General features: G+C 38.0%; 18 protein-coding genes and 1 tRNA gene. 7 read left to right on the top strand and 12 right to left on the bottom strand.

The genetic code is table 11. The annotated features are described in order from the left end of the window. Positions 1-23 precede the first annotated feature (23 nt). The 8 genes from AW14_RS07605 to AW14_RS07565 all read right to left on the bottom strand — a co-directional run bounded on the left by AW14_RS07605 (position 24) and on the right by AW14_RS07565 (position 12763). Positions 24-4289, bottom strand: a complete 4266-nt coding sequence (locus AW14_RS07605; protein WP_044638270.1) for an SNF2-related protein — start codon at positions 4287-4289, stop codon at positions 24-26. A 3-nt stretch (positions 4290-4292) separates the two neighbouring features. Then, a complete protein-coding gene (locus AW14_RS07600; RefSeq protein ID WP_044638269.1) occupies positions 4293-4514 on the bottom strand; it encodes a hypothetical protein in 222 nt (73 codons plus the stop codon). 4 nt (positions 4515-4518) lie between these two features. Beyond that, positions 4519-8622 carry a DUF6908 domain-containing protein gene (locus tag AW14_RS14460; RefSeq protein ID WP_052647451.1) on the bottom strand — a complete coding sequence of 1368 codons (4104 nt, stop codon included), beginning with the start codon at positions 8620-8622 and terminating at the stop codon, positions 4519-4521. A 278-nt stretch (positions 8623-8900) separates the two neighbouring features. Beyond that, on the bottom strand, positions 8901-9956 hold the full coding sequence (locus AW14_RS07590; RefSeq protein WP_169744657.1) for a glycosyltransferase: 1056 nt from the start codon (positions 9954-9956) through the stop codon (positions 8901-8903). 101 nt (positions 9957-10057) lie between these two features. After that, positions 10058-10336 (bottom strand): hypothetical protein, encoded by a 279-nt coding sequence (locus AW14_RS07585; protein WP_044638267.1) that lies wholly within the window; start codon positions 10334-10336, stop codon positions 10058-10060. Next, a complete protein-coding gene (locus AW14_RS07580) occupies positions 10333-10812 on the bottom strand; it encodes a hypothetical protein (protein ID WP_044638266.1) in 480 nt (159 codons plus the stop codon). Before AW14_RS07580 ends, AW14_RS07585 begins: the two co-directional genes overlap by 4 nt. 2 nt (positions 10813-10814) lie before the next feature. Beyond that, positions 10815-12185, bottom strand: a complete 1371-nt coding sequence (locus tag AW14_RS07575) for an Lrp/AsnC family transcriptional regulator (RefSeq protein ID WP_245617568.1) — start codon at positions 12183-12185, stop codon at positions 10815-10817. A 335-nt stretch (positions 12186-12520) separates the two neighbouring features. After that, on the bottom strand, positions 12521-12763 hold the full coding sequence (locus tag AW14_RS07565; protein ID WP_044638263.1) for a hypothetical protein: 243 nt from the start codon (positions 12761-12763) through the stop codon (positions 12521-12523). A 116-nt stretch (positions 12764-12879) separates the two neighbouring features. Here AW14_RS07565 and AW14_RS07560 point away from each other — a divergent pair, with 116 nt between their 5' ends. The 4 genes from AW14_RS07560 to AW14_RS14685 all read left to right on the top strand — a co-directional run bounded on the left by AW14_RS07560 (position 12880) and on the right by AW14_RS14685 (position 15915). Then, entirely contained in the window at positions 12880-13485 is a 606-nt protein-coding gene (locus tag AW14_RS07560) for a hypothetical protein (protein WP_044638262.1), read from the top strand. Positions 13486-13489: 4 nt separating this feature from the next. Further along, a complete protein-coding gene (locus AW14_RS07555) occupies positions 13490-14152 on the top strand; it encodes a hypothetical protein (RefSeq protein ID WP_154662133.1) in 663 nt (220 codons plus the stop codon). Between the two features lie 79 nt (positions 14153-14231). Continuing rightward, a complete protein-coding gene (locus AW14_RS14840; RefSeq protein ID WP_044638260.1) occupies positions 14232-14420 on the top strand; it encodes a hypothetical protein in 189 nt (62 codons plus the stop codon). Beyond that, positions 14368-15915: a recombinase family protein gene (locus AW14_RS14685; protein WP_084708813.1), complete on the top strand. Its 1548-nt coding sequence runs from the start codon at positions 14368-14370 to the stop codon at positions 15913-15915. Before AW14_RS14840 ends, AW14_RS14685 begins: the two co-directional genes overlap by 53 nt. Here AW14_RS14685 and AW14_RS07545 read toward each other — a convergent pair. Next, a tRNA-Arg gene (locus AW14_RS07545) sits at positions 15881-15954 on the bottom strand. The two genes, AW14_RS14685 and AW14_RS07545, sit on opposite strands and share 35 nt — an antisense overlap. A gap of 204 nt (positions 15955-16158) precedes the next feature. Between AW14_RS07545 and AW14_RS07540 the strand changes: the two genes are divergently transcribed. From AW14_RS07540 to AW14_RS07530, 3 genes are read left to right on the top strand one after another with little or no spacing between them, the layout of a single operon-like run. Further along, on the top strand, positions 16159-16716 hold the full coding sequence (locus AW14_RS07540; protein ID WP_044638259.1) for a YeeE/YedE family protein: 558 nt from the start codon (positions 16159-16161) through the stop codon (positions 16714-16716). A gap of 3 nt (positions 16717-16719) precedes the next feature. Further along, positions 16720-17133, top strand: a complete 414-nt coding sequence (locus tag AW14_RS07535) for a DUF6691 family protein (RefSeq protein WP_044638258.1) — start codon at positions 16720-16722, stop codon at positions 17131-17133. Between the two features lie 46 nt (positions 17134-17179). Next, a complete protein-coding gene (locus tag AW14_RS07530) occupies positions 17180-17383 on the top strand; it encodes a YgaP family membrane protein (protein WP_044638257.1) in 204 nt (67 codons plus the stop codon). A 17-nt stretch (positions 17384-17400) separates the two neighbouring features. Here the strand turns inward: AW14_RS07530 and AW14_RS07525 are convergent, their stop codons facing one another. The 3 genes from AW14_RS07525 to tpiA form a co-directional block, all read right to left on the bottom strand. Further along, positions 17401-17676 (bottom strand): ATP-dependent Clp protease adaptor ClpS, encoded by a 276-nt coding sequence (locus AW14_RS07525; protein WP_044638256.1) that lies wholly within the window; start codon positions 17674-17676, stop codon positions 17401-17403. Positions 17677-17690: 14 nt separating this feature from the next. Continuing rightward, positions 17691-18527: a 50S ribosomal protein L11 methyltransferase gene (prmA, locus tag AW14_RS07520; RefSeq protein WP_044638255.1), complete on the bottom strand. Its 837-nt coding sequence runs from the start codon at positions 18525-18527 to the stop codon at positions 17691-17693. 167 nt (positions 18528-18694) lie between these two features. Then, positions 18695-19444: a triose-phosphate isomerase gene (gene tpiA / locus AW14_RS07515; RefSeq protein ID WP_044638254.1), complete on the bottom strand. Its 750-nt coding sequence runs from the start codon at positions 19442-19444 to the stop codon at positions 18695-18697. Positions 19445-19476 lie beyond the last annotated feature (32 nt).

Raw genomic sequence — 19476 nt, 5'->3', positions numbered from 1 at the left:
TTGTATATTAATTTGTTAATGAATTATGCAGCCTTTTTCAGGGCTTTGATGCGTTGCAGTCGTTCTTGCATTTGCTTGAAAGCACCACGTAGTTTTCTGATTTTATCTAGCTTATCGGCTGAACTTTCCAGTACTTCACCTTTCTTGGCTCGTTTGGTATCGGTTGCTTTTTCCGATTCACCACCATACACCATCAGTTCAGTGAGTACCTTATCATTGAGAGAAGCAAACTCTTCTACACGCTCGGCAACCGACTTGGGTTTATAGCCTTTTTGCTCACGATCTTTGATGATTTCCTCTGCCTTTTGACTTACCGCTTCGGTTCCGGTGCGTTCTTCCAGAATGCGTTGCTTTTCCTCAATTTCTGTATTGATTCTGCCATTTACCTGTTCAAAATCAAAATTGATGTCGTAGCCTTTGGGCTCCAGTACTTGTTCCAATCCACGTTTTAAAGTGGCATTGGCTTTTCGCACCGTATCGTAGATGTTTTGATCTCGATAAGTGGTTTGGGTAGTTTCATCCTCCAAATAGTCCTTATAGATTTTTAGCACGGTTTCAATACTTCGGGCTTGCACTTTTATCGGATTACCGTGTTTATCGGTAGTCTTTTGAGGCTTGTAGCGTTCCACCGCCTGATTGACATGCTCAATATTGCTATTGAAATTATCACGAGCCGACTTTATATCGGTGAGTACATTTTGCTGATTTTTCAGGCTATTGATTTCGTCCTGAATTTGCTCACGTTCTTCTATAAGTAGCAATTCAGCCAAAGCCTTTGGATCGGTAACCAATCCCATTTTTAATTCCGCCGGATTGAACTCTTCTAAATTCAGAGCATTGGTTTTTCCGGCTCTGTACCAAATCTCATTGATACGGCTTGTCTTTTCTTCCAACTTCTGAAAAATGAAAGTATCCACACTGTCTTCCATAAGCGGATTGACAATTCGCACATTGGCATAGCGGTTTCCAAATCGCCAAATACGACCTTCGAGCTGCTTTACATCCGTTGGGTTCCAGTCGAGCCAACAATTGTAAAGTGTCGTGGCTTTGTTTTGAAGGTTGATGCCCTCTTTGATAGTGGCACTTCCAATCAATACTTTGATGGTTCCAGCCAAAAACTTCTCTTTGATGCCTTCCTTTTTTGCAGCACTCAATCCACTTTTGATGATACCAATTTCGCTATCCTTAAAACCTATTTTCTTAATCAGGTATTCACGAATAAGTGGAAAGAAACTTACTCCGGCATTCATATAGATTACCTGTCCGCTCACATCTTCACCACGCATTTCATGGAATCGCTTCACACTTTTGATGCACTCCATGATGTATTTCAGCTTGGGAGAAGAATCCACGTATTGATCGTAGCTTGGATTTTTATCCGGATTACAGGCATAGAGGTATGGGCTTAACGCCAATTGCCTTGCAAAAGACAGTCCACGCAATATTCTTGCACCTTCTTCTTCATCAGCCGACATGTTGCTTTCATCAATAGCATCGCCCTTGGAAGTGTCTTCACTTTCTTCTTCCATACCCATTGGGTTTACACAGAAATTGGTAAGACTTGTTCTGCCGGTTACATACAGCTCAACATCCTGCATAAAACCTCTTTGTGTTGGGGTAAGCGGTAAGTTGGTACTGATTTGCTCTTCGGGTGAAAGAGCAATAACCTGGTCGCCTTCACGCTTGTTCACCATCGGTAACACAATCTTGTTCGGACGTTGGATATTGGCATCTTCACCAGTTTTGTAAGTGATGAATTTGAATATGAGCGATTGCAAAGCAATGAGGTTAGCAAAGCCCATCACAATCTCTTTTCGTTCCGGTTTGAGCTTGGCATTGATTACCAATTCCAAACTGGTTTTGATGTAGGTATCGAAAAACTCTTTGATGTTCTTTACGCCCGATTTTTCCAATTGCTGATAACCAATCAGGGCAAGCATGGAATAAATCTCTAGCGGAGAATTAGTAAATGGCGTAGCGGTTAAAAGCAGTACGTTTCTCATTTTATTGTTTCTAAGAATGTACTGGCTAATCATAAAGCCACGCAAAGCCGTCATGGAGGGCTGTCCGGATTTGATTTCATAAGGAGCTCGTTCACGTTTGCCACTTCCTTGCTGTTCACCTTTTACCTGAGTAAAGGACTTTTTCATGGCATGGGCTTCATCAACTACCATGTAATCAAAACCAAGCTCTTCGATGTTTGCCGTTCCACCTTTTACACCACGCCCCATCATCTCTTCAATCTTCTCAAAGAGCTTCACTTTTTCACGCTCTTCTTCGGTTCCCTGATTGAGTATATCAAAAAGCTCGTTTCCAATAGTGTCCCATGTATCATCATTAAAGGCTAATCGGTTAAAACCTTCATAAGTGAGTACCGAAATGGAATATTCAGGAACAGGTTGCATCGTGCCGTTTTCATCCATTAAGGGTTCTAAATAATCTCGTCCAAGGTTGTAGAGATCCATTACCTGATATTGAGGCAATACTCCGGTAAGAGTGACTTGTCCTTTTTCTACCACACCACGTAATTCCGAAAGCCAGTTTTTATAGGTTTGGTTGGGAACCACAATAAATGGACGTTTACATTGTCCGCTTTCCAAGGCTTGTGCAAGCGATAAAATGGCGGTCATGGTTTTACCCACACCAACATCATAGGCAATACAGCCTGAGCCATGCACACTGATAAATCCAATACCTTCTCGTTGAGCCGGACGGATAAATAGTGGTTTATTTTTGAAAGTAGCCGAACAAGTAAAAGCGACCGGAATTTTGAAATAGTTGATTTCTACATAACCATTGTAACGCTCGTTCCATAGTTGCTCAATCTTTAACTGGTCTTCACGAGTAAGTCCTTTTGCCAAAAACTCCACAAAGAAAGTATCACCTTCCTGTTTGGCATTTTGACGAATACGCAGCTTTTCTTCCTTATCGTAATGCCTTGACGGTGTTCTGCCATCTATATAGTAGGAAATAATATCCCAGGCACTTGATTTTTTAAAGTCATCTTTAGGTTGATTGCGAAGCCATTGTTTAAAGGCATCGGTTAAATCCGTTGTACCTTCTTGCCATTTTCCAGTCGTAGAATTGTACTCTGTAAAAGCCGTTCCATCGGTTAATGCTCCAACACGAATTTCTTTACCAAAAGAAGAAGTAGGCTTGATAAATAAGCGATTTTCTTTTCTTGGATCGGTTAGGGTAAGTTTTGGTGGTTTAACCGCTTCCAGTCCTTTCCATTGGCGGTTGTATTGTTCTTCACCAAAGGTTTGAATGATGGTTTCCTTTTCACGCAGCAATACCGATTGACGTTTGTAGATGTTTTCAGCATAGTAGAGTACGCTTGGCATGTAGTCGCCATTGTAATAGCAAACCACTCCGGCTTTGAGCCACTTATCCAGTTGTTTACCTACTTCGTTTAAAGGAACCACATATTTTGACCAACCGTTTTTCTTAGCCAAAACCACCGTTTCATCATTGTAGCCATTGGTTTTTCGTTTGTACCAAACCCACGCTTTAATTTCATCTTCGGTAAGTCCTTTATTGTATTGCTGCATGATGTCGTCAAAAGAGAAATTATCCTTTGCAACCACCATGGGAGCATCCGGATTGATGGCTTTTTGCAGTTCTTTTTCCGCTCGTTCCTTTTTGGTTTTTTGAACGACTTGCTCTATATTTTCTTTATAGACTTTATCCTTTACCAAATGCTCTACATCGTCTTTGATGTTGGATTCAAGAGCTTCCACATGTGTTACAGGAACATCTACCGAAGGCACATTAATACCTGTAATTACATCATCCATGGAGCCTTTAACCTTTGTAGTTGGCTTTCCAAAACGATCGGTTGTTTCGTATTGCTCTCCCAAAATTTTAGTTGGGTTTTCCTCAAACCAAGCATCACCCATAAGTAAATTAGGTTGTTCTGTTTGGCTTATGGATTCACTTTCTTTAACGGTTTCCAATTCTTGCATTTCGGCTTTGAGCCATGGATAATCCTGTAATACTTCTTCGGGAATTTCCTTGCCTGCTTTTATCGCCTCGGTAATCAGGTATTCATGCTGTTTACCGTCTGCATGATTCAATACCATTGGGCTACCGGTTTTTTCAATCGCCTTGATTTGTTGGTATTCTGTTTTTCGCATTTCCCATGCGTACTCAGCAGAAGTAATGTCGTTCGGACCAATAAAGCCTCGTTCTTCTAGTAGTGGATCCATGGTTTTTTGTTTTTTAAGTTCTTCTAATCGTTTGTTTGCCTCTCGTGCGATTTGGGCAAAGCCTTTATATCCTTGTGCCATGCCTTATGCGTTTTGATGAGCTAATTCCTGTTCAATAAGTGCAATGGCAGAGCCAATGGGCATACCTTCTTTGGCTACATAGCGGATAATCATCTCCTCAATTCGGGCATAGCCCTTCGGAGTGCTTTGCATTTCACACACGTATTGCCATTTATTGGAATCGCATTCCTGTAATTCCAATTGGATTAATTTGTTCAGTTCTTGTATAGATGAATTTTTTGCCATGTCTTTAGTTTTTGCGTTTGAATACTATGATGTCTGTACCGATGTCGGTGGTTTTAAACATTTGGGCAGGAAGCCTGTAAGCATCTACCAAATCGGCTTTGGCTGCCACCTTTTCTTTGAGCTTGTTGTATTTGGAATTGTTACTTAGAAAGGCACTTGGAATGATGAAAACCAATATGCCTCCGGGCAGTAATAAATCCATTCCACGAGTAATGAAGTACTGGTCGTATTCCGTAGCTCCAGTCCATTTCTTTTCGCCCATGCCTGCCCATTTTCCGGAAAATTCACCGTAAGGAGGATTACCAATAACCAGTTCATACTTCGCTCCACCAAAATCATCTTTGAGGTGAGTATTCCCTGCAAAAAAGATGGTTTCAAAAGGCTGCTGATAGATACTGGCATTCGGATAAATGATTTCTGCAATGCGGACTGAATAAGGATTGATTTCATAACCCACCAATTCAGCTTCTTTGGGAGCGTATTTGAAAAAGTTTCCTGTTCCGCAGGAAGGTTCTAATACTGCACCCCCTGAATAACCGAACTTGTATGCCAAGCCCCACATTTTCTGTGCAATGACTTCCGGAGTGAAGTATTCATACAACACACCTTTACCCGAAGCTCCTTGCTTGATTAAGCCACCGCTTCCGGTATATTGAGTAATAAACTGTTTATCCTCTTCCGAATAGGACTCATCTTCGGCATCTTTCTCCACGATAAACTCTTCAATTTGAAGATTCAAATCATGCTGATTACTCGGCTTTTTATCGGGTTTAGGCTCCGACTTAACCGCAGGTGTTTTTTCATTGAGTAGATAGCGAACTAAATATTCCAGTACCCCCGAAGTTGCTCCGGGGACTTTCCAAATCTCATTGTCTAAAATCAGATCATCGAGGTAATTGCGAATGATTGCTTTATGTTTTTTCTCGCCTGATTTACTTTGCGTAACCAAAGAAGAAGATTCCAGTTTGATAGGAGCTCGTTCCTTAAAACGCTTGCGAATATCTTTGACCAGTTCCAATTGAGATTGTATGGAAGTGGCTTCAATACGGTCTAACAAAATCGTCCGTAACTTCGACTGATTGTAAGGATTGCCAAATACCAACACTTTGTTTTGAGGGTATTCGTCATCGGTCATTTTCCATGCAGCAGGCAGGGTAAAATCAATGGAACCTTTTTTGGCTATTGGACTTTTATCGGGAATTTGACTAATGGGAATGCCTTGTGCTTTGGCAAAGGCAATCAGTTCATCAAGAGCTTTTCTAAGTTTCTTTAGCTTTTGCTCTTCATTGTTGTAAATGCTATCTCTACTTTGAATATGAGCTGCAAGTGTTTTTACATGTTCATCAAATGCTGCTTTTAAGGCTTTCTCTTTAGTTGGAAAAATATCTTTATCTGAAACCGGTGTACTTGGAGAAGAAGAGCCTGAAAAATCACCAAATTCTTTACCCGAAGAATTACCATAACTAAATCCTTTTTCAGGAATAGTTCTTAATCGAATGGAACCTCTATATCCGGTTTGTTTGGTAAAAGGGATTTCAATGTCTTCCTCGGCATCTTTTAAAAGCTCTGATTCTTGCTCTTTGGGTTCATCAATTCCTTTGGTAACAACTGAATTAAGAGTAGTATCAAAATACACATCACCAGTATCGGGATAATCACGTTCATAAACGGCATCCACCACAAGAGGCATCATCAGTACAAAAGGATGCTGTAACCCTCTAGCATCTTTGGTTTTTCCTTTTTCAGCCAGTAAACAACCTTTGGTTGCTTCCAATACGCCTAGTTCCAATTCGGTGATTCCTAAATGCAATAGTGCTTTGATGGAATCAATGAGTATATCCACAGCAAAACCAACAAAATAGCTGCCTGCTTTTAAGCAAACAGGGTAATTGTCCGGTTTTAAAAATCCGGAGCGTTTCATGCCTTCCAAAAAGCTCAATAGGCTTTCTGCATCTATGGGCTGAATATGATTTAAGGAAGAAGGAATAACCGAGCTATAATCCGGGTATCGAGTTTGGGTACGGTATTGTTCCACACGATCCTGATCCACTTCTGAAAGTCCTGTGCCGTCTTTGCTATCAATATTGATTGCTTCCCAACATTTGGGAGAAATACAATACAAGCCTTCGGCTACATGATCGGTATCAGGAATGAAAAGAAGCTTGAATCCATTGGTAGCAACTATGCCGTTTTTATCAAAATTCACCCCCAACATTGCGGTTCGGTATTCGTCTTTTGAAACGAAAGAAGCAACAATCTTTTGCAAGCCTTTATCCATCGGATCGGCTTTCCAGTCAAGTGGTTTGATTGCCTTTACCTGTTTGTATTCCTGTGGAACGAGTTCCCAAAGATTGGTAGAGAGAGCTTCTTTAAACTGCTCATCATCAATGATTCGATAGTAGTGAGCCCAACCTAATTTTTTCATAGGTGTTCGCATTCCGGTCATTTCCGATCGAAGTATGGCTTCAGGAAAACTTTCTAAGTGATGTCCGTTGCGAATATCCATAAGAAGCACATCCAGTTCCCTGGCGGCTCCTTCGTAGTTCTTTTGTTTGTAGGCTTTATCAAATGCTTGAAATATGCCATCGGGAGTTAATCCACTATGAGCAAGAATGCCTTCGTCTTTTGGTTGTTCTTGTGGTGTTTCAGGTTTGGAAATAGTTTCTTCTTCATTGTTTTCAGTGGCTTCTAATTCCAGTTTATGACCTTGGTTCAAAAGATTGCTCAACCATCCGGATAAGAACTTGTTTTGCTCTTTTTTCTCTTTGAGGTTCACCAGTTCCTTGCCATCCTCAAAGACATATACCGGTCGGTAACCAAATTGGTCTTGGTAGTGCATGGCTTCACCGGTTTCCAGTTCCAAATCAATACGAATCTGCATATCAGGATCGGGAACTAAATCGCCATTCTGACTGAAATAGTGAGCCAATGCAATGAGGTAACGTCCTTTTTTATCCTGACCTAAAAAGTCATAGGATAAATCCATCAACGCTTTGCTATCCAATACTGACTTACCGCTTGGAGTACCTGTCTCCAAATGTTCATTTAGATTAGGAATGAGTTTTTGAAGCTTATTGAAAATGGCACTATGCGGCTGCATCTTTTTAGGCTTGGATAAATTCTCCAATGCCTTTAAGTTCTTAGCCTTTTCCTTTAGCCAGTTATCGTAATTTCCGGTAAGGGCTTTTTTATCCGCATCGGTAATATTGGGGTAGTTTTCATCAAGCCATGAGGCAAATGCCTCTGTGGAAGTGCTCTCGTTTTCCGGTTCTTCAATCGACTTATTTACTTGCTCACGGAATTTTCTGAAAAACAAATGGTAATCCTTTGGTGGAACTTGAGGTTTTTCAGGATCCGGATTCAGGATGTTTTGAATGGTATAGTATTCTTCCCAAATCTCATTTTTGCGGTCGCTTAAATCAGCATGATTCACACGCAACCAACCTGAAAACAGCAAAGGCATTTCCTCTTCCTCTAAATTGCCAAAATCAGCTTGTCGCTTTCGAGCAAACTTCCCAAAGGCTTTGAGGATTTCTAATTTGTCCTTTTTGCTTAATGGGCGGTCGGATTGAACAAGTGGCTTTGCACTAGGTTCCTTTGCTTGAACTTCTTTTTGCTCCGACTTTTCACCAATGATATTGCCTTCCTTAAAAAGCTGACGAGCTTTACGGACATAGTTTCTTGGATAGATGTTGATGGAGTGGAGTTTGTCTCTAAAGGTTTCTTTGGCAAACTCACTCACCAATTGCTCGGCAATGTTTTTACTTGGTTCAAATACAATGTAGTTCTCCCAAAACAGTTTGCCTTCATCACCTTTGGCTGCAATGCTTACATAGCTAAAATTCTTATGGTCGATGTTTTCTTCGGATGCAGAAAAAGAGGGTTTTATATTTATAGCAATGGTTGTTTCTCCCGATTCGAGAGCTTCTTTAAGGTTGTTTGCAAAATCTACAATGGAATTAGTTTTAGAAGCATACCACATATTTTGGCGGTAGCTGTATTTAAAACCTACGGCTTTTAATTGAGAGGTTGTAGCTTCATCCGGCTTTTCATCAAAACGAAGCTCTACACCGTTTTTATTTGTATTAAATGAAATATCTACCTTCATCCAGTCTTTTTATTATTTATAAAAAGCCTTTCTAAAGGCAGGGAAAGCAAAGCCTATATAGCAAACAGGCTGCGAAAAAAGACCTCCTTATTATTTATAGAAGGTCTTTTGTGGGTTTAAAATTAGTGGGAAGAGCTCAAAAATAATTGGTTCCAATTTGTACCTCGGTACAATTGAAAATTGACCATAAACACTTATCCTTTGTAAAGTCTTTACTAGCAAAGGATTAAATTTATTGCAGGGATAAATTAAGGTATGTTTCATCGGTACAACTTTTTCTAAATAAACAATTCCTTGTAAACCTCCATTGTAGATTTATTGTAGCTCCAGTTCTTCCACGCATACTTTAAAGCTTCTCGTCCAATGTCGGTGCGTAATTGAGCATCGGCAATCAATTTCTGCAATTGCTCTTTCCACTCATTTTCATCTTTGGCAAGCATTCCATTTTCACCATGCTTGATGATTTCAGAGTATGGAAATACAGAAGAACTTATCATAGGAATTGCAAAAGCAGCAGCCTCCAAATACTTTACAAATGATTTTCCTTCTGTATTAAATGGATGGTCGTTCATGGGGTGAAGCATTACATCCAAGGCGAGCTTATTCAGCTTAGTTGGATATTCTAAAAAAGACACCGGCTTCACAAATTTGAATGGCAAATCACCAAGGCTATTTTCGTCTTTGAGCTTTCCATTCCAACCAAAAATGAAGAGTTCCGCATTTTGGTCTTTCAATACTTTCTGTAAAACAGGTAAAATGCTTTTAACATCTTCCGATTGGGAAGGATTAGTAATAATTCCCAGTCGAACGGTTTTGCCATTGTTCTTATTAATTTGAGGTACTTCTGCATAGGCTTGATTGGAAAGTAAGTTGGGAACAAAAGCAAACATCGGATCTGCATCAGGATAGGTTTCTTCCAACTTATCTTCAATGGTTTCCAGTATGCCATTAGTAGGAGCTGTTATTACATCCATTTTAGAAAGGTTCTCCAATAGCTTTTCTAGTTGCTCCTTTGGGTACTTTTTTATTCCGGGATGATAGTCAGGGAAATTGAAATAATGACAATCAATATCCATTACAAACTGAATACGGTCATTAATGGAAACGATGCCTTCAATGCTAGGTTGAATATCTGTAAAGAAGGCAGGAAATACGATATAGTCAGCCCAACGAATTAATCGTTCATCAACTGGCGTATCGTATTCATCATGCTTCTTGTTGAAATTCCATTTGTGAATTTGATTAACAATAGCTTTATGCGACTTGGTTTTGTTAATCTCCAAGGCAGGGGCAATCATTCGGTAATAACCCGAAGCATTCATGCAAGGAGCCACATACAACACATGCACTTTTTCAGCTTCATCTTGTAGTTCAGGGTATTTTTCCTCGAATGAAAGCGAACTGTTTAATCGCTCCAATAGTTCGTTTACATTTCTCATACGTTCACGTCTTTTTTTACCGGGGTTCCCTCGAAATACTTTTCAATCTCGTTACCGGTTTGTTTGTCATAAATGATGGCTGCATCGGCTTTTGTGCCGTATTCCGTTACTTTCTTTCTAAGTCTTGCTAGACCTAAATTTCGGTCCAGGAACTTGGAATACTTATGCTTCCAGTCTAGTGACCATAGTGTTCTCACATTGCCATCTTTGAAATAGATGAGCAGTTTTGAAAGGGAATCCCTTTTCAATTTCCATCCTCCCTGGGGTGCTGTCATGGTTTGAATTGTTTTATTAATGTTTTTAATGGAATAAGGCTATGGTACTTTTCACCATAGCACAGAAAAACCTTTACAAGGTTGTCTTGAAGCTGAATTTTAGCATTGACCTTTTCAACTGGGATGGCATGTGCAATGGCGAGGTGCTGTAAATAGTCACTCACTCGCTTCTCAACGATGGGCTGCAAACCCAATGCAGCAGCCATACCTTCACCTGCAAAAAAGTCGATTAATTCAGGGGTGGGAATGGCATATAATAATGCCTTGTCTGTTATCAATCGGGCTTTGCACAGTTTGTTTTGCAAACCGATTTCCACGATCATATCTTCTTTAGACAGTCGATAATTCTTGGATTGCACCTGAAAGTAGCCGTGGACGTTGCTGATTACTTTCTTTTCGTAACCGAAAACATCTATGGTTACATTCTTCATATAGTTTTTAAGACTCTCTTTGATTCCTTTTTTCTTTCCTAGCATTTCTATCTGATTTGATGAATAACTTCCGGTTTGAGTACCGCAGCATGAAATAGGTGTAACAGGGATTGGTCGCCTAGTTTGCCGATTCGTGTTTCACATTCTCGATATACCTGAAGCGAAGACTTTCGATTGGAATCCGTCTTTTTCTGGTTGTTCAGGTACTTTTTGATTTGAGCGTGGAGAATGAGCTTCTTGCGGACTTCTTCTTTGCGTTCCAAGTGTTTTTGGAGCCACTTTTTGGTTCCGGTGAATCCGGAAGGGTTATTGGTATCGAAATAGCGATATGGTAGTTGAACGAAACGCTTTTCGGGATCCTTAGCAACAAAATCTCGAACGAGGTAAACCCGTTCACAATAATTCTGATGCACATTGGATAAAAACTTGTCGGAAACAGGCTCATACCACTTAACAAGCATCTCTTTGGCTTGGTTTTCCTGAAATTCAGTTAGAAAAACATCCCTGTACAAAAGGTTTTTCGCCAGTTTCCACAAGCTTTCTGCATAAAAATTAAGGGAAGTGCTGCGAGCCGAACCGTCCTGTTGTTTCCAGTTTTGTTCATTATTGGCTCGCTTTCGCACTTTTCCCCCGGTATCTTTAGAAATTTTCGCAACTTTTTCCCCGGTGTTTCCAGTTAAAATGTTTCCAGTAGGGTAACCTGCTTTACTTAAAATTTCCGTGAGCGATAGTGAACTCCGATTTCTTTGGTTGCCAGTTCTTCTCTGATCAGGAGATGAACCGTTGGAGTTATCTACACCTATTATTAAATTATTTTTATTGTAACTATTGTTTCTAGTGTATGTATGAGGACAATTTGTCGTACCCTTATTTTTAATTGATTGATTTTCAAGGTCTTTTTGTTTTGCTTCCTGCAACTCCTTTTCGGCTTCCAAAAGGTCTTTTCGACACCTTGCTAACAGTATTTTAGGGTTTATCAACAACTCATATCCGCTATTACTTCCGCAAAATTCCTTGTTAGTGATAATACCTGCTTCTTGTAGTTTGATGATATGTCTTTGAATGGTTCTTGGGCTAACTTTTACCAAACCCGCTAATTGAGAGTTGTTTGTCTTTAGAGCCGGCAATGTCTCTGCGGTGAACTCCATAATACCATTTGCCTTAATTAAGAAAGCTCCATAAACACGAATGATTTCCTTTGCGGTAAAAAGTACTCCTGCTTTAATTTTATCGGGTAACGCCTCGTTTTTATCGTTGTGGTATTCCACGAACTGATCTAAGGCTTTATAAGAGATTGAATAATTAATGACCAACATATTGATAGATTTTAAATGACCTGAGCAATAGCTCGATATATTCCAAAGGGCTTTAAGTCCAGATTCGTGGCTTGCCTTACCAACCTGAATCGTTTCACCCAAATAATTTCCTGATAAGTAGTAGTGATGTCTGCTGCATCGAAATGAGCAACATAAATGAGGTAACCTTGCTTATAGAAGGGTAACGGATTTTTGTAAAGCATACAGCCTTGCTCGGAGTGGAAGCTATGCCAGTTTCCGTCCTTCACACCCGTTGGAAGACTATAACGTATTTGGTCTTCCTCTAATGAGAGACCGTCTTTTGTCAAAACCTTGAAATATATGTTAGCAGGTCTGACCATAAGAAGGGCTTGTTTCCTTTACCTGTTCAATCAATGCCTTCAGCTCTGAAAGGAAAGCATGATATTTACTATTTTGTATAACTTTCATAAGCAGAATTAGTATTCTTTGTTTAGCACTTCTTCGGCATGACGTTTTAATTCGGCACGCTTTTCTTTCATTTCTTGGATGATTAACCAGCCCTCTTTCCAAATTTTTTCAGCGAGATGAAGACGTATTTCTTCTCCTTCCAAAAACTTATAAATTGTTGGACGTGAGATGCCTGTACGGCTTTTTATCATCTGTATTCCTTTCAAAGGAAGCTCATCTTTGAACCCTTTTATTTCTTCTTGTGTAAACATGTTGTAAATATTTTGTAAATTTGTTTACCTTTGATAAATAAAAACATCTATCTTTGCTGCAAAGATATACTAATTTAGTAAACTTATACAAATCAAATTGATAAAAATGGTAAACTATGGTTGATAAAGAAATTACCAGAGAGATGTTGAATGAGCGATATGTATCTGCAATAGAACATCTTATGCGAGTGCATACACTTAAAAATCAGCGTGAATTTTCTGCTAAAATGGAAGAGAATCCCACGGTATTCTCTCAAATTAAGTCAGGAAATAGGAATGCCTCGCTTACACAGTTAACTAAAATCGTAAACGATTTTGACCTGAATGCAAACTATTTTCTAAAGTTTGAGAATCAAAAGGAGCCAATCGAATACAGCAAGCTGAACATTAATCCAACAATTTCAGGGGATAATCAGGATGTGATGGTTGGTAAGAATGTGTCCAAAAATGACGGAGTTGTTCATGGAGACTTCTACAATGTAGAGAAGCTAATCAATCAGGCTCCACCTGAATTAAGAGATCACATCAAACAACTTCAATCAAAGTATGAGTTACTTGAAAAAGAGAACAACAGATTTAGTGAAGAGGTCAGTGATTTAAAAAAAATAATCACAAACATGACTTCACAGCTCAATGACGCACATGCTCAGATCAAAGAGAAAGACGAGCGTTTGTATCATGCACAATGTGAATTGATTGAAGTTTACAAAAAGAACAAATAGGACTATGAAGAGCAATAATCACATAGTAACTGGTCAATCCCCATTGGAACAATTGCTTTTTTGTTTGCGAAACAAAAAGGTGGACTGTGTTTTATTGTCTTCTGATCAAAATGTAAGCCTTTCATTTATTGATGGTATTAATGAAGCAATTCTATTTCAGGCATCCGATTTTAATTTGAATCAAACTGCCGTTCAGAAATTATCGTCATCGCTTAACGAACAAACTAACAGAAATGGTATATGGCTTAGTTATTTAGAAAGCCGTGTATTGGATGTGTTGGTGAATGATAAATCCATCCTAATCACGTTTGATAAGAGTGGAAAGCTGATTGAAAGTTTACATGGAATAGGCTGTTTTGTAATCCATCTTGCTGAATTAATTAAGAGGGCTTTTCCGGGAATATACCATTGGGTAAAGGAATTGAATCTGATAGCAATTGAACAAAAGGAATCAAAAGCTTTGGATTTTATACAAAACAAGAACTACCACAGTGTTAAAGTAATCAAACGCAAAGGTCAGCTTGATAGAGTGGAATGCGAAGAGAAAATGCCCATTGACAAAAGGGTGATTGATATAATGAGAGATGCAGCCTTCCAAAGTATTTCCATCAACCAGGAGGACGGAAAGGCGGTACACATTAATAGAGTAGTAAAACAAAAGTTATGAAAGCTTTGAGAAATATTCAGGCAACATCACAAACACTGGTCTTATCAAAAGATTTGAGGGATTGGCGAAGTGAAGGAAAATGCTATCAATTGAACATTGTAGAAAGAAATTAGAAAAATATGGAAAGAAGTACACCGATGAAGAGATTATAGAGATTAGAGAAATTCTTTATCGTTTTGCTACCTGCCAATTAAAAGATTTAAAAAGCGGAAGATATGACAAACGCAATAATTTACACAAGGGTATCAACGGACGACCAAGCGGATAGAGGATTTAGTCTTCCCTATCAAAAGGAAGTGCTAGAGAGGTATTGTAATCTAAAAAATCTCAATATTATCAAACATTTTCAGGACGACTATTCAGCTAAAACATTCGATAGACCTGAGTGGACAAAGCTAATGAGTTACTGTAAGGCAAATCGAAAAAATGTCGATCAAATACTTTTTACAAAATGGGATAGGTTTTCAAGGAATGCTGGAGAAGCTTATCAAGTAATAGACTCTCTAAGACGATTAGGGATCAAAGTAAACTCAATAGAACAACCTTTAGACTTTGATCAGCCTGATAATAAAATAATGTTAGCTATTTATTTAGCTGTACCAGAAGTTGAAAACGATAAAATATCAATAAGAGTAACCGAAGGTTCAAGGAGAGCAAACAAGGAGGGGTGTTGGACTTCCACTGCTCCAATTGGTTACAAGAACCAAAGAACTGAGAATGGCAAGGCAAGTTTAACTCCTTCGGATAAAGCAGAATTAATTCGAGAAGCATTTGAAATAATTGCACAAACTAAAAAACCTGTGGATGAAGTGAGAAGAATCATGTTAAAGAAAGGCTTGAAAATATCAAGATCAAGATTTCACATGGTCGTCAGAAATCCCGTTTACATAGGTAAGGTAAAGGTTCCTGCTTATAAAACAGAAGATGAAATGGTTGTTGAAGGCTTGCATGAGGCAATTGTTTCTGAAAAGCTTTTCAATAAAGTTCAGGATATACTAACCGGCAGAAAACGTATTACTAAGAAATGGTCTATTAAAGATGAAAACTTACCATTGAGAGGACATATCGAATGTTCAAGATGTGGAAAGCCATTAACAGGGAGTGCCTCAACCGGTAGACTTGGAGGTAAATATTACTATTACCATTGCAGAAAAGGGTGTCGTGAAAGATTTAAAGTGAACGAAGCACATGAATTATTCGACAACTTAATTTCCAATTTAACTATTGATCAAGGTGTAGCAGACTTGTATCTTGATGTAATAAAAGAGCAATATGGAGACGACAAAGCTAGCAGAGCAAGAAAGATCTCTAAGATTGAAGCCGAAATAGAAACCCTGCAAGAAACAATTGAAAGAGCTGAAGACAATTTGTTTGAAGGAAAAATAGATGCATCCACATTTGAAAAGGGAAAAGCAAGGTATGGTCAGAAAATTGCTGATTTAAGATTTGAATTAGAAGAATTAAAGAGTGCAGGCACAAACTTTATGAGTAATATTAAAAAGTGTCTAAACGTACTTAAAAACCTTAAAACCTTCTATAATTCAGGGAGTTGGGAAACAAAACAAATGATATTGGGTTCGATTTTTTCTGAAAAGTTGATTTTTGAAAAAAACGAGTGTCGAACCCTAAAACTCAACACAGTAATCAATCATATCTTTCAGATTTCCAAGGACTTCCTAGAGCAAAGAAAAGGACAAGTTCGTGAAAATTTGAACTTGTCCTGTCTAGTGACCTCGACAGGATTCAAACCTGTAACCTCTTGAGCCGTAATCAAGTGCGCTATTCAGTTGCGCCACGAGGCCATTTTTGTGGGTGCAAATATAGAACTTTTATTAAAAAATAACCAAATAAAATTTTTATTTTTTTGATTGATTTTTAGACTTTCAGCTTAAAAGCCTTGTATTTAAAAAGTTAACCCGAATCAAGCTTTTTCACTAATAAAAGTTTCATTGATTTTATTCGTTAATAAAAATATGTTCTAATTACATTTGCATAAATTTTAAAATATGGAGTATTTATTAAATCCCTGGCCATGGTATGTTTCTGGACCCTTAATTGCCTTTACCATGATGCTATTATTATATCTAGGCAAAACGTTTGGTATGTCTTCTAACCTTAGTACTATGTGCTCTATTTTGGGTGGTGGTAAAATTTCTGAATTTTTTAAATTCGATTGGAAAGAACAATCCTGGAATTTGGCCGTGGTTATTGGAGCTATTATTGGAGGGTTTATAGCAACTCACTTTTTATCGAATGATGTGGTTACAGATTTAAATATAAAAACCGTTGAAGAATTAAAAACTTTAGGTTTTTCAAATGCTGGAGCATCATTAGTCCCCGATGAAATTTACAACTTAGAAGCCTTATTATCTTTAAAAGGAATTGCCATACTTATAGTTGGCGGTTTATTGGTTGGCTTCGGTACTCGATATGCTGGCGGCTGTACTTCGGGCCATGCTATTACAGGCCTTAGTAGCTTACAACGCCCCTCTTTAATTGCCGTTATTGGATTTTTTATTGGTGGACTAATTATGACTAATTTTATTTTACCCTTAATTTTTTAAATAATGAAATACATTAAGTTTTTATTAATTGGGATGTTTTTTGGGATTGTTTTAGTGAAATCTGAAGCTGTATCTTGGTATAGAATATATGAAATGTTTAGATTTCAATCGTTTCATATGTATGGCATTATTGGCACGGCCATTGTAAGTGGTATAATTCTTTTACAATTATCAAAAAGAAATATTATTAAAGGCGCCAACGGATCGCCTATTGTTGTTCCCTTAAAAGAGAACGGGTTTAAGCGTTATATATTTGGTGGTATTATTTTTGGTTTTGGGTGGGCGCTTATAGGAGCCTGTCCGGGTCCGTTGTATATACTTTTAGGTACGGGCGTATATAGTATGGCTATTGTAATTATTGCTGCTATTTTTGGCACTTTTATTTACGGCATTATAAAAGATAAATTACCCCATTAAATATTTTTAATTTCATTACATTTAAGTACAACTAAACTTTTTTATTATGAAAAAAAATATGGGAAACACCGATAAAAGTATTAGGTCTTTAATTGCCATAGCAATAGCCCTGTTATACTATTTTAATGTTATAGAAGGTATGCTAGCCTATGTTTTAATGGCTTTTGCCATTATATTTTTACTAACTAGCATGATTAGTTTTTGTCCGCTTTATTTACCACTAGGCATAAATACTTGCAAGAAGAAATAATACTGTTTAAAATAAAATTAAACGATTTCTGCACTTAAACCTGCATCTAAAAGCATAGAACAACGCGGTTTTAAATCTTCGTAATCACCTGTTTTTACAGTACATTTCCCTTTATAATGTACTAGTAACGAACATTGTTCTGCTTGCTCTGGTGTGTGATCGCAAGCATAGATTAAGGTATCAATTACGTGATCGAAGGTATTAACATCGTCATTGTAAAGTACAATCTCGTTTTGTGTTAAAACTTCTTCTTGTAATAGTAACTCTTCTAATGTTTTTTCTTTGGTACTCATAAAAAAAGTTTTTACTAATTTAAAAATTTTAGAGCAACCCAGTTATTTCTTTCTAATTTTTCGGCAAATTTTAACATTTGCGCTTCACAGGCTTCTTGAATTACAGGAATGTCTTCGCTGTAAAATCCGCTTAAATACAATTCGCCGCCTTTGTTTAAACAGGCTGCGTAAGTTGCCATATCTTGCAATAAGATATTACGGTTTATGTTAGCAATAATAACATCGTAAGTTTTGCCATGTAAAACACTGGCATCGCCTTCTATAACTGTTATATGTTCACAGTTATTACGCTCTACGTTTTCTAAACTGTTTAAATAACACCAGTTATCGTAATCGACAGCATCAATGGGTTTTGCTCCTTTCATTTCGGTTAAAATGGCTAAAACACCTGTGCCGCAGCCCATATCTAAAACCGATTTTCCTTCGAAATTATTGGCTAAAATATGCTGAATCATCATGTGTGTGGTTTCATGATGCCCCGTGCCAAAACTCATTTTGGGTTCGATAATTATATCGTATTGGGTATTAAATTTATCGTGAAATGGCGCTCGAACGGCGCAAACATCGTCTACAACTATAGGATTAAAATTCTTTTCCCACTCTTCGTTCCAGTTGGTTTGTTCAATGTCGTTAAAGGTGTAGTCTATTTTAAATTCGTCTGAATTTAAAATTTGAACATCTTCTAAAATGGTGTCATGCCATTCGTCTTTTTGAATATAAGCTGTAACGCCGGTTTCGGTTTCTACGAAACTTTCAAACCCTGCATAACCAAGTTCTGCTATTAATATTTCTACGCCTGGTTGAAGTGGTGTTACTGTAAATTCGTAACCTATATATATGTTATTTGACATTTAAGACTGTTTGATGTTTTAATGACCTTAATTAATTTGGACTTAACTTAGGCTGATGCGTTAGCGATTGAACGGTTTGTTTGAGCTCCTCGAAGAGAGCGAGTAGTGAAAGCGCCACCCTTATACTGACTTAAAATCAGTATAAGGGTAACGCCAAAATTTGTTATTTAAAATGCATTTACAATTGCGAAAAAATCGTCTGCATTAAGTGCAGCACCTCCTATTAATCCGCCATCGACATCGGGTTTAGAGAAAATTTCTTTGGCATTGTTTGGTTTACAGCTACCGCCGTATAAAATTGATACGCTATTAGCTACATCGGCACCGTATTTATTGGCTAATGTTTTTCTAATAAATGCGTGCATGTCTTGCGCTTGTTCTGGACTTGCAGTTTCGCCAGTACCAATAGCCCAAACGGGCTCGTAAGCTAAAACGATGTTTTTAAATGCTGCAGCTTCTAAATGAAAAAGGGCGTTTTTAATTTGTGTTTCTACAACATTTTCGTGGTTACCCGATTTTCTGTCTTCTAAAACTTCTCCGAAACAGAAAATAATACGTAGGTCATTTTCTAAGGCTGCGTCTACTTTTTTTGCTAAACTTTCGTCGGTTTCGTTAAAGTATTCGCGACGCTCACTATGTCCTAAAATAACGGTTTTAACACCAACACTTTTTAACATACTAGCACTAATTTCGCCTGTATACGCACCGTTTGCAGCAAAGTGCATGTTTTGGGCAATCACCTCAATACCAGAGCCTTTTAGACTATTATAGGCTTGATATAAGTTAGTAAAGGCTGGTGCCACCATAACTTCGGCTTGTGTTGTTTTTGTTTGCGATTTTAATGCTGTAAGTAATGATTCGGTTTGAGATAAATCATTATTCATTTTCCAGTTTCCGGCTACAATTTGTTGTCTCATGTTGTATTACCCTTTTTATTATAAGGGATTTT

It is taken from the genome of Siansivirga zeaxanthinifaciens CC-SAMT-1, from assembly GCF_000941055.1.
GTDB lineage: Bacteria > Bacteroidota > Bacteroidia > Flavobacteriales > Flavobacteriaceae > Siansivirga > Siansivirga zeaxanthinifaciens.
This window is presented reverse-complemented; position numbering and strand designations above follow the sequence as displayed.

Bases quoted from the DNA above. Each gene is read 5' to 3' on its own strand.
- AW14_RS14460 (WP_052647451.1), bottom strand. From the start codon at position 8,622: ATGAAGGTAGATATTTCATTTAATACAAATAAAAACGGTGTAGAGCTT.
- AW14_RS07540 (WP_044638259.1), top strand. From the start codon at position 16,159: ATGGAGTATTTATTAAATCCCTGGCCATGGTATGTTTCTGGACCCTTA.
- tpiA (WP_044638254.1), bottom strand. From the start codon at position 19,444: ATGAGACAACAAATTGTAGCCGGAAACTGGAAAATGAATAATGATTTA.
- AW14_RS07560 (WP_044638262.1), top strand. From the start codon at position 12,880: ATGGTTGATAAAGAAATTACCAGAGAGATGTTGAATGAGCGATATGTA.
- AW14_RS07565 (WP_044638263.1), bottom strand. From the start codon at position 12,763: ATGTTTACACAAGAAGAAATAAAAGGGTTCAAAGATGAGCTTCCTTTG.
- AW14_RS07605 (WP_044638270.1), bottom strand. From the start codon at position 4,289: ATGGCACAAGGATATAAAGGCTTTGCCCAAATCGCACGAGAGGCAAAC.
- prmA (WP_044638255.1), bottom strand. From the start codon at position 18,527: ATGTCAAATAACATATATATAGGTTACGAATTTACAGTAACACCACTT.
- AW14_RS07580 (WP_044638266.1), bottom strand. From the start codon at position 10,812: ATGCTAGGAAAGAAAAAAGGAATCAAAGAGAGTCTTAAAAACTATATG.
- AW14_RS07525 (WP_044638256.1), bottom strand. From the start codon at position 17,676: ATGAGTACCAAAGAAAAAACATTAGAAGAGTTACTATTACAAGAAGAA.
- AW14_RS07530 (WP_044638257.1), top strand. From the start codon at position 17,180: ATGAAAAAAAATATGGGAAACACCGATAAAAGTATTAGGTCTTTAATT.
- AW14_RS14685 (WP_084708813.1), top strand. From the start codon at position 14,368: ATGACAAACGCAATAATTTACACAAGGGTATCAACGGACGACCAAGCG.
- AW14_RS07555 (WP_154662133.1), top strand. From the start codon at position 13,490: ATGAAGAGCAATAATCACATAGTAACTGGTCAATCCCCATTGGAACAA.
- AW14_RS07585 (WP_044638267.1), bottom strand. From the start codon at position 10,336: ATGACAGCACCCCAGGGAGGATGGAAATTGAAAAGGGATTCCCTTTCA.
- AW14_RS14840 (WP_044638260.1), top strand. From the start codon at position 14,232: ATGCTATCAATTGAACATTGTAGAAAGAAATTAGAAAAATATGGAAAG.
- AW14_RS07600 (WP_044638269.1), bottom strand. From the start codon at position 4,514: ATGGCAAAAAATTCATCTATACAAGAACTGAACAAATTAATCCAATTG.
- AW14_RS07535 (WP_044638258.1), top strand. From the start codon at position 16,720: ATGAAATACATTAAGTTTTTATTAATTGGGATGTTTTTTGGGATTGTT.